The sequence below is a fragment of the Leptospiraceae bacterium genome, from assembly GCA_024233835.1.
In the GTDB taxonomy this organism is placed as follows: Bacteria; Spirochaetota; Leptospiria; order Leptospirales; family Leptospiraceae; genus JACKPC01.
On the sequence record JACKPC010000004.1, the window covers coordinates 317,799 to 331,997 of the forward strand.

Below are 14,199 nucleotides of genomic sequence, written 5' to 3' on the forward strand. Positions count from 1 at the left end.
TGGGGGTCTTCTCCTCAGGCTCCCAGGATAAAAACAGAAACCACTATAGAAATTTTAAAAACATACTCCCCTATCATCCAGATAAAAGAACTTAATATTAATTGGCTCATTTGGGATTGAATCACTGACTTCCGAAAAATAGAACTGAGAGCCGTAAAGGGACTTAAAAAACCCTTACCCAGTTCATCAAAAAACTTATCTGATGAAGCCCAGTAGGAAAGTACGAGCATATCCGAACAAAGCTCCCTCGCTTTTCTTATATTCTTAATGGAAATGATAAGCGTATAAATCAAAAGCAGAAGTAAGGCAAGTAAAAAGTAAGAAGAAAGATAAGGGTTTTTGATAATAGCTTTTTGTATACTCAGCTTTTTTAGATTTGCACTAAAGACGAGTAAAAACCAGAAGACAGTTAAGGAAGTTATCAGAGCCGATAAAGCTGCAATATTTCCGGTGATATATTTGGCCGACCAACCTTCTTTGAGAGTTCTAAAAAAAGTCTTCAGATGCTTTTTATGCAGGATAATAAAAAAGCCTATGACATAAGAAAGAAGGTTTATCAGAATAGAAAGTAGGAATACAAATTCAGTTAATTGCACTATGGAGAAGGATAAAAGTTTCATTTTTAAATTTTAGATACCTGAAGATAAGAAAAAGAAAAAACCGGCACACAATATGCCGGTTGAAATAAAAAGAGTAGCACTGCTAAATTATTTAACAGGGACTCTACTTCGATAACTCTTTGACTTTTGAGAGAGGGACTGTCCAGAGGTCATGAAGGTTACATTTCACATAAACTTTTACCGTGCTTAAGTCTTCGGGAATATCTTTCAGGGTCAGTTCTGCTTGAGGAACCTGTCCGCGTTTTAAGGCTTTGGAATCAAAATCCCGTTTGTCTCTATCCATGATTCCAATTCGTTCGATATAATGAGAATTGTCGTATCCTTCCGCTTTTAATACAACCTTAATGTTGTTCTGAGACCTCTCTGAGAAATACTCTATCTGAGGCACATGGGTTTCCTTAAACTTTTCCCATTCACCGGGAGCTTCTTCCGTGTATTCACTCATAGGAGTTCTGGGCCCGGTAGGAGTCGGGTTTTGCTTGGATACTTCTAAAAGACTGGGGTCTTTCCCCTTGTCGCCCTTGTCCTTATTGTCTTGCTGCCCGCAGAACAGGGTCAGGGATAATATTATTAATAAAATCAAATATAGTTTCTTCATATAGCACTTAGACATTCTATTTCTCCAAAAAGAATAAAAAAGCCTCCCCCGAAGGGAAGGCTTTCAATGAAAAATTTATTTTCGATTAGGCTCTGGAGCTTCTTACTTTGTTCAGAACAAAGATAACTCCAAGGCTCAAAAGAGCTATAATAGTCAGAGGTAACATCTTGGCTGATTTACCTTTGAGGTAAGCCATTAATGAACTGGTTTTTTGCTTAACCACATCGATAAAGGCTACATCAGGTGTAGTAGCATAACTGGCAGGCAGATCACCCAGAACACAACCTGTAGGTGAACCGGCAGAAGTACCACAGTAGTAAGCTCCGCTATTATTTCCGGCAGTTCCCGGATCGTAAGCTTCACTGGCACTACAGTCAAGACATAAGTGCTTGTTTGGCAAATTCAGGATCTGGTAAGCATTGCTATTGACAATGTTACTTGCCTTATACCAGTCCGGATAGGTATTACCATTACTACTAATCCAATCAATAAACTTTGGATAAGCAGAGGCAGAAGCACTATTCAGGTTGTTACCTTCAATCTGTGGCTTCCAAACACCCGGCACAACAAATCCCCAGGCAAATTTTAAGGCTGTCTCATTAGCCTTGTATTTATCCTTACCTATACAATCTGCATCACTTCCACTAATAGGAGCCTGACTGCAATAAGTCGTTTCACCTGAAGTCCAGACATAGCCAGAACCAGCAACGTGAATTTCTTTTAAACTCGAAGCTGATGTTGATGGTGTCTGATAGAACCTCATATATAAATCATAAGGTGCATTTCCAACCTCATCTCTAGAGGCAGGGGTATTCAACTTAATACTAATTCTACCAATATCTCCAGGGCGAAAAGGTTTATAGGTAGGTTTATAACCTCCCGTACTATGGGTTGCCGGAACACCAGCAGAAGTTAAAAGAACGTCTGTAGCAGCAGCACTCGAAGATTTAGGTAATACTACCAGATTATCTTTTAACTGTGTTGCAGTCGGATTCGTAATAACCAGAGGATTTGTTACTGTTAAATCAGTATCAGCCCCTCCAGAAACAGTCGAAACAGTCCAACTGGATGGCCTTTGCGTTCCGTCATATCTGTAGTATGTTGCTTTATATTCAGATACATCCAAACCACTAAATCTTAATTGTATAGTTTGGCTCTCATACTCATAACGCCCCCGAACAATAACCTCATAATTACCACGGATTTCAACAATCTTGCCAGAGGCATTGGTATCTTCTTCGTTGTAGAACTGAACTGTATAGTCATTCAAGTCCATGTTAGATGGATTTGGCCAGTTGTTCTCAATGTTTAAAGAATAAACCTTATCCTTTAAGCTTGGAAAGCGAGTTTTAAAGGCTTTCGAAGCATCGCTCGGATAAGCGTCATTTGCATCTTCCACACCATCCCCGTCTGTATCAGTAATGGTAATAGTATTCAGGTTAGCAACTGTTGTATCCAGAATAAAGTCTTTGATTAAAAGAGTTATTTTTAAAGTTCCGGATACATCCTTCACAATAACAATATCCTGCATTGTCGAAGTATAGCCACCTTTGTAACCCTGTCCATAGACAGTAATGGAACTGGAATTCATCGGAATGGTTAAGGTTCCTGACACTCTTCCTGAACCATCACTCAGAGCCTGAAAAAGCACATTGCCATTGGTACTGGCATCAAAGATCTTGATCACAACTCCGCTTACAGCCACTCCGTTTTGGTCTTTAACAACCAGATCGATTGGAATGTTGCTGGTAATAGATCCACTAAATGTATCAGTAACGGCTGTTTCATTTTCAGCTTTTACTGTAAGTGTGGCAGTTCCTGTTACCCCTGATTTAGTCGCTGTGATGGTTGTAGCACCTGCGGCAAGAGTTGTAGCCAGACCTTGCGAACCACTGGCATTGCTAATGCTCGCTGCACTAGTTGCACTGGAAGTCCAGGTTACTTGAGAAGTAATATTTACCTTACTACCATCAGAGAAGTTACCCCAGGCAGTGTACTGCTTGGTTGCACCCACTGGATAAGTAGCATTTTCACTGATAGAAATACCTGTCAGAGTAATTGAACTCACTGTTAGAGTAGTTGAATCTGATTTTCCACCATAACTGGCACTGATAGTTGTAGAACCACCGGTTACAGGTGTAGCCAATCCATTGGAACCACTGGCATTGCTGATAGTTGCAACCCCGGTGTTAGAAGAAGACCAGGTTACAGTTGAGGTTAAATCAGCAGTTGTTCCATTGGAGTAAGATCCTGTGGCAGTAAATTGCTTGGTAAAACCGGTTGCAACAGTGTCTCCTTTAGGAGAAATACTGATAGAATTCAGAGTAATTGCCGGATTCACAGTAAGGGTCACCCCGGTAGATGTGACTCCACCCAGAGATGCTGTAATTGTAGCAGTTCCGGCACTGGCTGAAGTTGCAAGACCGTTTGAACCACCCGCATTACTGATAGTTGCCACACTTGTAGCCGAAGAACTCCAGGTTACAGTAGAAGTAAGATCCTGAGTGGTTCCATCGGTATAAGAACCGGTTGCTGTAAATTGCTGAGTTCCTCCAGCAGTTACGGAAGGTGAACCGGGTGTCACCGCTATAGATACTAAAGTAGCAGCAGTAACTGTCAGAGTCGAACTTCCACTTTTACCGTCTTTGGTAGCAGTAACATTGGCAGAACCTACACCAGCACCTGTAGCCAGACCTGTAGAATTCACCGTAACTTTACTGGTATCTGTTGAAGTCCAGGAAGCTGTAGCACTAATATCCTGAGTAGAATTATCGGTCAGAGTGGCAGTAGCTGTATATTGTTTGGTTAAACCTTTTGCTATAGATTGTCCGCTTGGTGTTACAGCAATCGATGCAATGGTAGCTGCACTTACTGTCAAAGTTGTAGTTCCTGTTTTTCCACTATAAACCGCAGAAATTGTAGAACTTCCTGTTGCCAGTGTAGTGGCAAGACCTTCAGAACCACCAGCATTACTGATTGTTGCTTTCGATGTGTCACTGGATGACCAGGTAGCGAGTGCAGTAACATTCTGAGTAGAACTATCTGTCATAGTTGCTGTTGCTGTAAATTGCTGAGTTAAGCCTTTTGCAACAGAAGGATTTGCTGGAGTTACCGCAACCGACGCTACAGTAGCAGCAGTAACATTAAAGGTTACATTGGGTGCAGTAATTGAGTTTAATTGAGCTGAAATGAAAGTTGAACCAATAGCCAGAGTAGTAGCCAGACCATTAGAACCACCCGCATTGCTGATTGTAGCTACTGAAGTGTTAGTAGAAGACCAGGTAACACTTGAAGTAATATCCGCAGTAGAACCATCGGTATAAGTTCCTGTAGCGGTAAACTGTTGAGGTAAGCCTTTCGCAATAGAAGGAGAAGCTGGAGTCACAGCTATAGATACTAAAGTTGCAGCTGTAACTGTCAGAGTTGAGTTTCCACTTTTACCGTCTTTAGTAGCGGTAACATTAGCAGAACCCACACCAGCACCTGTAGCCAGACCTGTAGAATTCACCGTAACTTTATTGGTATCTGTTGAAGTCCAGGAAGCTGAAGAGCTAATATCCTGAGTAGTACCATCGGTCAGAGTAGCAGTAGCTGTATATTGCTTGGTTAAACCTTTTGCGATAGATTGTCCGGTTGGAGTAACGGCAATCGATGCAATGGTAGCAGCACTTACAGTTAAGGTTACATTTCCACTAACACCACCGGTAGTTGCAGTAATTGTAGTGGTTCCGGTAGCCAGTGTAGTGGCAAGTCCTTCCGAACCTCCTGCATTACTTATAGTAGCTTTAGAAGTATCACTGGATGTCCAGGTAACTGCTGAGGTAATATTTGCAGTACTATTATCTGAATAGGTTCCAGTTGCAGTAAACTGTTGAGTTAGTCCTTTTGCAACCGAAGGTGCAGCAGGAGTAATACCAATAGAAACAAGAACAGCATTCGATACATTTAAACCAACACTACCTGTTTTTCCATTCAGTGTAGCTGAAATATTAGCAGAACCGGCACTGACCCCGGTAGCGAGACCTTCCGAACCACCCGCATTGCTAATAGTAGCAACAGATGTCGCATCGGAACTCCAGGTAACTGAAGATGTGATATTTTGTGTAGTTCCATCTGTATAAGTTCCTGTAGCTGTAAACTGTTTGGTATATCCTTTAGCAACAGAATCAGAAGATGGTGTTACAGCAATCGAAGCAAGAGTAGCCGGTGTCACCGTTAAAGTCACTGCTGAAGAAGTGATACCATTAATAGTTGCTGTGATGGAAGAAGTTCCGGTTGAACCAGAAGCAGTAGCCAGACCATTTGTTCCAGAGGCATTACTAATAGCAGCTACAAGACTATCATCTACTCCATCCGAGTTACTATCTGCTTTCCAGGCCACAGAAGAAGTTAAGTTAGCAGTGGTTCCATCGGAATAGGTTCCTGTAACAGTGAACTGTTGAGTAGTTCCCTTGGCAATAGAAGGATTAGCCTGATCAATAGCAATGGATACAAGAACTGCATCTGTAACAGTGAAATTTACGGAAGCTGTTTTTCCATTCATACTGGCTGATACAGAGGTTGCTCCTTTGGCTAAAGTATTCGCACGTCCTTTAACAGATGTATTATCACCACTGGTTGTATTATCAACGGTAGCAACCCCTGTGTTGGAAGAAGACCAGGTAACTTGAGAAGTAATATCCTGGGTAGTTCCATCGCTGTAAATTCCGGTTGCTGTTAACTGTTGCTTATTTCCTTTTGCAACCGAAGGCGCAGCCGGAGTAACTCCGATGGACATAAGAACAGCACTTGTTATAGTTAAATTATTTGATGCACTTACAGAGCCCAGACTGGCTGTAATGTTTGAAGTTCCTACTGCAGTACCAAATACTTTTCCATTAGAACCTGATTCATTACTTACACTTGCATTGGCTGTAGAAGACCAGGTAACCTGACTGGTAATATCCTGGGTAGTTCCATCACTGAAAGTTCCTATTGCAGTGTAGTTCTGACTCAAACCTTTTGCAAGGCTATTGGATGGGGCACTTACTTCTATGGAAAGTAGGGTTGCTTCAGAAATAGTTAATTCTGCAGTTCCACTAATTCCAGCTACTGTAGCTGTTATAGTTGATGTTCCTACATTTAAACCTGTAGCATATCCTTCTGTTCCCACTGATGGACTAATATGCACGGCATCTGTATTGGAAGAAATCCAGGTAACCTGAGAAGTTATATCTTTTGTAGTTCCATCGCTAAATGTTCCCATGGCAGTGAATTGCTTTCCAGTGCCCTTTGCTATAGAGGAAGCAGCTCCTACGGAAATGGAAACCAATCTTACGTCATTTACAGACGCTGGTGCAGAACCGCTCACTCCACTCAATGTTGCTGTAATCGAAGAACTACCTTCTCCACCGGCTGTAACCAAACCTTTTACAGTTGTATCATTGGAAACTTTTGTTACAGATTCGTTGGATGAAGACCAGGTAACAGAACTCGTTACATCCTGGGTGGTTCCATCGGAGAGAGTTGCCACAGCAGTATACTGTGCCTGAGTTCCTATACTTAAAGGATTCGATTGGCTTACAGCTATTGATACGATTGTAACATCCTTAACCTTCAGATCTCCTGTACCGGTTACCCCGCCTAAAGTAGCTTTAATAGGAGCAGTACCTGCAGTTGAAGCCTGTGCAAGACCGGTGGAGTCAACGGTTGCAACACTGGGTGCATCAGTCGTCCAGGTAACCTGATCCGTTACATCTTGCGTAGTACCATCAGAAAGAATCGCAATAGCTTTAAGTTTCTGGTTGGTTCCTTTTGCTATAGGATCCGTATGCGTAACTTCAATCGTTTTAATGGTTGCCGAACTTACCGTAAGGTTTGCATTGCCTGTTACACCATTAAAGTTTGCCGAAATTTTTGAAGTACCGGCAGCAAGACCACTTGCTTTTCCAGCTGTATCAATCGTAGATGTTGTCTTTGTATCGGAATCCCAGGTAACCGTAGAAGTTAAATCCTTATTAGTTCCGTCACTGTAGATACCTGTCGCATAATAAGACAACGTTGTATTTTTGGCTATTGTCTTATTCGCAGGGCTGACTACGATACTTTTCAAACTGCCTCCGGCAGTTCCACTTCCTGTGACCATTTCTTCGTCACCTTTTATACCGCTAAAAAGAGGAATGGGGATCTTCTTTTTTTTAGTACAGTCAGTAAGAAAAAATGAGAAAAACAGGATAAAACCTGAAATCAATTTTAATTTCATCTTATTCCCTCTCATTATATTATTCCTATCACATGAGAAGACTCATATTTTAATAGAATAATAACAGAATGGGAAAAAAAATTTAGTGTCTTTTATCAGGCATGTACCAAGGTACAACTATTTGATTTAGACCAATATTATATGAATTACACATATCAACAAGAACTCGGAAGAAAATATGTCATTCACTCAAATATTTTCTGCCTTTTATAGAGGTTGGAACATCTAATCCAAAAGAATTATACGAGAAATATCGGGAAAAACTTACAGGAAATATACTAATTTCAGGATGTTTGCAAAAAAAGAGTCACTTATTTACTAATGGGCTGCACTAAGGATCCGTAAGCATAGCATTCGAAGAACATCCGGGACATTTTCTGCTTTTCTTTTCTTTGTAAGGTGGAAAAGGCAGTACAGGCGGAAGAACGGGAACGTCAGGCGAAGGAACAGGCATTACAGGCAAAGGAACAGGAACGACTGGCAAAAGAGCAGGCCTTCCAGCAAAACGCGGCCCTACTAGAAGAAATCGAGCGATTGAAAAAGCTAATGGGCCATTAATAATTGACACTGAATATTTTTCAATGGACAAGGGGAGAAACTTCCAATTTTTTCAAAGAGATACTCCGATTCAGTACCTATGGACAAACTAAAACTCATCCGAAACTGCCTGAAAGAAATCCTGCAAACCTATGGAAATGCCAGAATTCAGGACGGCAACCCATTAGACTTTGAAATTATTATAGATTCAGAAAGAGACAAATTTCTGCTGTATCTTACAGGCTGGGAGGGAGAAAAAAGAATTCATGAATGCGTCTTACATTTTTCTGTCTTTAAAGAAAAAATTTATATACAGCAAGATAATACAGGAATCCCGATAGAAGACATACTCTGTGAAAAAGGAATAGCCAGAGAAAATATTGTCTTAGCCTATATCCATCCGGACAGAAGAGAAGACAGCGGATATGCGAAGTCCTGAATCGCTTCTTTACTCATCCAGCTCACAAAAATTCTTTACTCCTTTTGAAAATTTTCTTATAAGCCTTTGCAGTTCTTCCCCGGAATAAGGTTTTGACAGATAATCATCCGCGCCCAATTCCAGAAATTTTTCTCTATCTCCCTGCAAAGCATAGGCCGTCAAAACAATAACAGGCGTATAGAGATTTCGACTCCCTTCCAGTTCTCGAATATGACTCAAGGCCGTTAGTCCATCCATGTCCGGCATACTGATATCCATTAAAATCAAGTTAAATCTTCTCTCTTCCTTTATCAGGCGGACTGCTTCAAGACCGCTACTTACAACCGTTACGCGGTGACCCGATTTATTAAGAATATGTTTACACACGGCCTGGTTTACTGCATTGTCCTCGGCTAAAAGAATATGTAAGTTAGAAGCATCCTCTTCTAAACCTGCAATAATTTGAAAATCATCGATTTTCTTCCTTACAGATAAACTCACGATAAAATGAAAAATACTCCCCCGACCGGGAATGCTATCTACATATATCTTTCCTCCCATTATGTCTGAAATTTTTTTGCAAATACTCAGACCCAAACCGGTTCCACCATATTTCTTTGTAATCGAACTATCTGCCTGAATAAAAGGAGTAAAAATATTGGATATTTGTTTTTTTGATAAACCGATACCGCTATCTTTTACCTGAAAATGTAGGACTACATTTTCTCCTTCTATCTCATCTACTTTCAGGCTTAACATAATATAACCTTTCTCGGTAAATTTGATAGCATTGCTTAAGAAGTTATTCAATACCTGCTTCAAGCGTAGCAAGTCTCCCAAAATATACCTGGGAACATCCGGATGAATTTTGTAAGAAACAGTCAGGGAAGACTTCTTTGATAATTGAACATAAGGAAATACTAATTCCTCCAGAGCATGATGAATATCAAATATGCTTTCATGAAGTTCCATCTTCCCGGCTTCTATCTTTGAATAATCTAAGATATCATTGATAATGCCTAAAAGATTTTTACCGGAACTATGGATCATTTGCAAGTATTTGAGTTGCTCGGAAGAAGGAGCCTCCTGTAAGAGAATTTCAGCTAAACCTAATATACCATTCAGAGGAGTTCGAATTTCATGACTCATATTGGCTAAAAATTCAGACTTTGCCTGAGCTGATTTCTCGGCTTCAAATTGGGCTTCTTTTAGTTGATTCTGCATTTTCTTGATCTCTGTAATCTCTCGACCTTCCGGGAGTAAATAAATCAGATTTCCATCCTCATCAAATACAGGGGCTATAGAAAAATCAACATAGATAAGATTTCCATCTGGTAGTATATGGGTATTTTCAGTTCTATAAAATTCACCTTTACGGGCTTTTTCTACACCAAATTTTATTTTCTCAACTAATTCTTCAGAGGGTGTCCACCAGGGAGTCAACCAGAATTCTTTACCAATTACCTCTTCCCTCTGAATACTAAAAATTTCAAGAGCGGTACGGTTAATTTCTACAAGCCTGCCCTCCGGATCCAGTAAGCCTATAAACTCGAATGTATTATGAAAAATAGCCTGGAGCTTAGTTTTTTCGGCCTCACGCTCCAATTGAACATCTGTAATATTCTCGTGAAAAACAATGAATTTTGATTCTCCATTTCCCGCTAAGGAACTGATCCTCATCCGTAAATAGTAGGCATCCTCTTGTAAATAAGAAAGTTCAAGCTCTTCCTTTTTACCACTCAGAACAGCCCTGAGAGCTTCAAGAATTCCCCGTGCATGAGGAACTTCAATTGTTTTTGAATAAAATTCTAGATAATTCTTACTATTAAGGTTTTTAAGCAGGTAGGGTTCAAACAATGAAATAAAATTTCGCCAGTTATGACACACGGAAAGAATATTTCCTGCTGAGTCAATAAGGGCAAAGCAATCGTTTTTTATATTATGAGTATCATCCATAATATCTCGTTAGCCAGAGTTTTTCAGTTAGAGACTTCCCGGTCAATAGGAAAAAATAACAGGAACTAAATTTACAAAAAAAATATAAAACAGAGGCAAAGAATTAAGTGCCTCTTAAAATTTAGTAAATACTCAAGAAGGAATATACTCCGGTGAATCATAAAGTTTTATATCAGGGTGGTTCCTCTGAAAATAATTCAAATCCCACTCGGTTTCAAACATCAAAGCATAACGACCTTCTCTATCCATGATTTTGGGAATTGTGGAAGAAACGGCAGTCTCATCTTTTTCTTCTATCCATCTACAGGCCTGATATGGAAGGTTGGTAAGGTTGGTACTTACATTATATTCATCCTTTAAGCGTCTCTGGAAAACCTCAAATTGAAGCTGACCCAAAGCCCCGATAATAGGACTTCCCGAACCGATAGTCTTGGAACTAAAGAGATGTAAAATTCCTTCTTCTGAAAGCTGTTCAATTCCTTTGCGAAAACTCTTTTGTGTTGCACTTTCGGGAGAAGAAACGGTAGCAAACATTTCCGGTGCAAACGTGGGTAATGGCTTTAAAGCCGGAGCCTCCTTTCCGGAAAATAGTATATCTCCGATTTTGAATGTTCCCGGATTAATAAGCCCGATAATGTCTCCGGGATAGGCCTCATCTATAGTATTTCGTTCCTGTCCAAAAAAAGCAAAAGAAGAAGAAAGCTTAACCGGTTTATTTAAACGATTATGTGTTACAGTCAAACCTCTCTCAAATTTACCGGAACAAATTCGTACAAAAGCAATACGGTCACGGTGAACCTTGTTCATATTGGCCTGAACCTTGAAAACAAAACAACTAAAGGGAGCCTTTAAGGGATCTAAAAATTTTCCATCTTCGAGAGGAGTATGAACCGGTGCCGGTGCCAGATCCAAAAAGTGTTCTAAGAATAGCTGAATTCCAAAGTTATTCACAGCCGAGCCAAAAAAAACAGGTGACATTTCACCATCTAAAAACCGCTCTTTAGAGAAGGCTTCGATTCCATCTTCAATTAAAGCTACATCTTCCCTGCATTTTTCTAATATTTCTTTTTCTATCTTAGAATCTAAGCCCTCGTCATCTATCCCGGAAACGGAAAAGGGAGCCCGCAAAGCTCCTCCCGGTGTTTTTTCAAACAGGTGAACCTTTTTTTCCTGCCTGTCATACACTCCTTTAAAATCAAAACCCGTTCCTATCGGCCAGACATGGGGAATTGCTGTAATGCCCAATACTTCCTCAATCTCATCGAGAAGCTCAAATAATTCCTTGGTGGGCCTGTCCATTTTATTTACAAAGGTAATGATAGGAATTCCCCTATCCCTACAAACCTTGAAGAGCTTACGGGTCTGGGGCTCCACACCTTTGGCTGCATCCAAAACCATGATGGCCGTATCCGCTGCTATGAGAGTTCGATACGTATCTTCCGAAAAATCTTCGTGTCCCGGAGTATCGAGAAGGTTCAAAACATGATTCTTATATTCAAATTGCAGGGCAGCCGAGGTAATCGAAATTCCTCTCTCTCTTTCCATCGCCATCCAGTCCGAAGTAGCTCCCCTTCTCTCTTTTCGGGCTTTTACAGCCCCGGCCATCTGTATAGCTCCTCCATATAATAAAAGTTTTTCGGTAAGGGTGGTTTTTCCCGCGTCGGGGTGAGCAATAATGGCAAAGGTTCTTCTTTTATCTACTTCCTGTTTCATAAAACGCCGTTCTTTGGGCAGGCCCTCTTTACTTGTATCGGTATACGATTTTTGAAAAGCACCACCTGTCAAGAAGGCTTTAAGGTAGAGATTCTTACTTTTTAATTATTTTTCTTGAAAACAGAATCCCTATAAAAAAAAATCTGATACTGAAATGAGAATTCTAATCATTGATGATGAACCCCCTGCTGCCAGGCGGATAGCGGGCTATTGTGAAGAGGTTTTCGGAAAAGAAATCCAGACTTTAAAAACGTTTCATGCTTTATTTCCGGCGATTTACTATTTAGAAGACAACCCGGTAGACCTTGTTTTTTTAGATATTGACCTGAATGAAGAGAATGGTTTTGACCTACTGCGCCAAATTCCAAATCCTTCTTTCTACACGATCATTACAAGTTCTCATACAGAATACGCTATTGACGCGTTTGAGTTCAGCGTCCTCGATTTTCTTCCGAAACCCTTTCCCTTAGAGCGTTTTGCCAAAGCCATGGTCAGGGTAAGAAACGCAGTCAAAACAAGGGGCATTAAAAAAGATTTTATTCCGGTAAAAAAAGAAGAATCTCTGGAAATGGTCAAACCAGAAACCATAGCCTATCTTGAATCCGACAAGAATTATACCCTGATTTATTTGAAAAACTCTGCTTCGGAAAGAGTTCGAAAAACTATGGATAAAATATCAGAAGATCTTCCTCCCAATTTCATCCGTATCCACCGTTCCTGTATTGTGAACCTTGAAGAAGTAGAAAGAATTCTCTATGGAAAAAATAATACCTTTCAGGTACAGTTGAAAAATAATACCCGGCTCCCTCTGAGCCGTTCGATGTTTTCCCAATTTAAGAAGGCCTTTGAAGCATAAGATAATGAAAGAATATTTACAACCCAGCTATTTTATTGATAGCGATTCGGAAATAGTCAAATCCTATTACCGGCCTATCCTCTCAGGAAATGAAACAGAAATGGAAATGGCTATTAAACTCTTTTACCATGTTCGAGACGGAATCTCTTATGATCCTTACCGTGTTGACCTGCACAGAGAAGCCCTGCGAGCCAGTTCGGTGATTCAAAAAGGATATGGTTTTTGCATTACTAAAGCAATCCTCTTAACCGCGGTCTATCGTTCGGCAGGACTCCCGGCAAGACCGGGCTTTGCGGATGTGAAAAACCATCTAAATTCGAAACGACTTCGAGAAGTAATGAAAACAGATGTGTTTATCTTTCACGGGTATACAGAAGTTTTAATTAATGGGAAATGGTTTAAACTCACTCCCGCTTTTGATAAAAAACTCTGTGAGAAAGCCGGCGTCATTCCTCTGGATTTTGATGGAACGGAAGATGCTATCTTTCACCCCTTCGATGTATCCGGTAAAAAACACATGGAATACATAAGGGAGAGAGGAAGTTTTATTGACCTACCCTATGAAGAAATATTGGATGAATATGAAAAATACTACCCTCATATTCCGGTAAAAATGAACCTTCGCTTTGCTCCGGAGAAGTATAGAGGAAAAAGCTTTGAAGAGGAAGTGGAAAAACACTCTTAAAAAAGGATTTACTTATGTGCTTTTTTGATATAAACGAATTAGAATTTGAAGAGCTTCATGAATCTCTCAGACAAGAAATTCTAAAACTAAAAGAAAAACAGGAAACAAAGAATCGCCTACTGGATTTACTCAAAGAAGCAAAAACAAAAGAAGGATTAGAAGCTATAGAGGAAGAAATAAAGGAGATAAGTTCCAAATGAAGTTCTACACGATTTTTATCTTATTCTCCCTATTATCCTGTTCATCTATTAAAAAACCAGCTCTTATAAATGTAAAAAAGTTCTCTTATGAAGGACAATTAAACTGGCAGGAAGCAAAGAAACGCTGCATGGAAAAACAATTTTCCTTACCGGATCCCCAATCTTTCACTTCAATTGAGAAAATAAAGAAAGACTGGGAGGGAGCTGTGTTCTGGACCTCAGAAGAACTTAATGCAGATGTAGCCAGAGTACACCTTGTCCACTATGGATACAATCTTGAAGTAAAGAAAACTTATTCAACCCATACTCTCTGTGTAAAATAATTCCAAAACCAATTAGTTATGAAATGAAGTGGAGAGAATAAAAAACCCCATC

Annotated in this window: 10 protein-coding genes and 1 pseudogene; 6 read left to right on the forward strand and 5 right to left on the reverse strand. The window is 40.1% G+C overall.

What is annotated here, in order from left to right; all coding sequences use genetic code 11:
* Positions 1-14: 14 nt before the first annotated feature.
* The 3 genes from H7A25_19445 to H7A25_19455 form a co-directional block, all read right to left on the reverse strand.
* The gene (locus H7A25_19445; GenBank protein ID MCP5502083.1) at positions 15-620 is read right to left on the reverse strand and encodes a hypothetical protein; all 606 of its coding nucleotides are present in this window, start codon (positions 618-620) and stop codon (positions 15-17) included.
* A 103-nt stretch (positions 621-723) separates the two neighbouring features.
* Positions 724-1,218, reverse strand: a complete 495-nt coding sequence (locus H7A25_19450; protein MCP5502084.1) for a hypothetical protein — start codon at positions 1,216-1,218, stop codon at positions 724-726.
* 85 nt (positions 1,219-1,303) lie between these two features.
* Entirely contained in the window at positions 1,304-7,459 is a 6,156-nt protein-coding gene (locus H7A25_19455; protein ID MCP5502085.1) for an Ig-like domain-containing protein, read from the reverse strand.
* Between the two features lie 414 nt (positions 7,460-7,873).
* Here H7A25_19455 and H7A25_19460 point away from each other — a divergent pair.
* Together H7A25_19460 and H7A25_19465 are read left to right on the forward strand one after the other, a co-directional pair.
* Positions 7,874-7,954, forward strand: a pseudogene (locus H7A25_19460) (Uma2 family endonuclease).
* 142 nt (positions 7,955-8,096) lie between these two features.
* Entirely contained in the window at positions 8,097-8,435 is a 339-nt protein-coding gene (locus tag H7A25_19465; GenBank protein ID MCP5502086.1) for a XisI protein, read from the forward strand.
* A 9-nt stretch (positions 8,436-8,444) separates the two neighbouring features.
* On the opposite strand, the gene H7A25_19470 is transcribed toward H7A25_19465, so the two are convergent.
* Both H7A25_19470 and H7A25_19475 read right to left on the reverse strand, forming a co-directional pair.
* Complete coding sequence (locus H7A25_19470) at positions 8,445-10,370, reverse strand: response regulator (protein ID MCP5502087.1); 1,926 nt, start codon at positions 10,368-10,370, stop codon at positions 8,445-8,447.
* Positions 10,371-10,502: 132 nt separating this feature from the next.
* On the reverse strand, positions 10,503-12,083 hold the full coding sequence (locus H7A25_19475; protein MCP5502088.1) for a peptide chain release factor 3: 1,581 nt from the start codon (positions 12,081-12,083) through the stop codon (positions 10,503-10,505).
* 154 nt (positions 12,084-12,237) lie between these two features.
* Between H7A25_19475 and H7A25_19480 the strand changes: the two genes are divergently transcribed.
* Genes H7A25_19480 through H7A25_19495 form a run of 4 tightly spaced genes read left to right on the forward strand, consistent with a single transcriptional unit; the run spans position 12,238 to position 14,147 of the window.
* Complete coding sequence (locus H7A25_19480) at positions 12,238-12,939, forward strand: response regulator transcription factor (protein ID MCP5502089.1); 702 nt, start codon at positions 12,238-12,240, stop codon at positions 12,937-12,939.
* On the forward strand, positions 12,929-13,624 hold the full coding sequence (locus H7A25_19485) for a transglutaminase domain-containing protein (protein ID MCP5502090.1): 696 nt from the start codon (positions 12,929-12,931) through the stop codon (positions 13,622-13,624). The genes H7A25_19480 and H7A25_19485 overlap by 11 nt, the downstream gene beginning before the upstream one ends.
* Positions 13,625-13,638: 14 nt before the next feature.
* A complete protein-coding gene (locus tag H7A25_19490; protein ID MCP5502091.1) occupies positions 13,639-13,824 on the forward strand; it encodes a hypothetical protein in 186 nt (61 codons plus the stop codon).
* A complete protein-coding gene (locus H7A25_19495) occupies positions 13,821-14,147 on the forward strand; it encodes a hypothetical protein (GenBank protein MCP5502092.1) in 327 nt (108 codons plus the stop codon). Before H7A25_19490 ends, H7A25_19495 begins: the two co-directional genes overlap by 4 nt.
* Positions 14,148-14,199: the final 52 nt, after the last annotated feature.

Excerpts from the sequence above, each read along its gene's own strand:
- H7A25_19445 (MCP5502083.1), bottom strand. The coding sequence starts at position 620 with ATGAAACTTTTATCCTTCTCCATAGTGCAATTAACTGAATTTGTATTC.
- H7A25_19450 (MCP5502084.1), bottom strand. The coding sequence starts at position 1,218 with ATGAAGAAACTATATTTGATTTTATTAATAATATTATCCCTGACCCTG.
- H7A25_19455 (MCP5502085.1), bottom strand. The coding sequence starts at position 7,459 with ATGAAATTAAAATTGATTTCAGGTTTTATCCTGTTTTTCTCATTTTTT.
- H7A25_19465 (MCP5502086.1), top strand. The coding sequence starts at position 8,097 with ATGGACAAACTAAAACTCATCCGAAACTGCCTGAAAGAAATCCTGCAA.
- H7A25_19470 (MCP5502087.1), bottom strand. The coding sequence starts at position 10,370 with ATGGATGATACTCATAATATAAAAAACGATTGCTTTGCCCTTATTGAC.
- H7A25_19475 (MCP5502088.1), bottom strand. The coding sequence starts at position 12,083 with ATGAAACAGGAAGTAGATAAAAGAAGAACCTTTGCCATTATTGCTCAC.
- H7A25_19480 (MCP5502089.1), top strand. The coding sequence starts at position 12,238 with ATGAGAATTCTAATCATTGATGATGAACCCCCTGCTGCCAGGCGGATA.
- H7A25_19490 (MCP5502091.1), top strand. The coding sequence starts at position 13,639 with ATGTGCTTTTTTGATATAAACGAATTAGAATTTGAAGAGCTTCATGAA.
- H7A25_19495 (MCP5502092.1), top strand. The coding sequence starts at position 13,821 with ATGAAGTTCTACACGATTTTTATCTTATTCTCCCTATTATCCTGTTCA.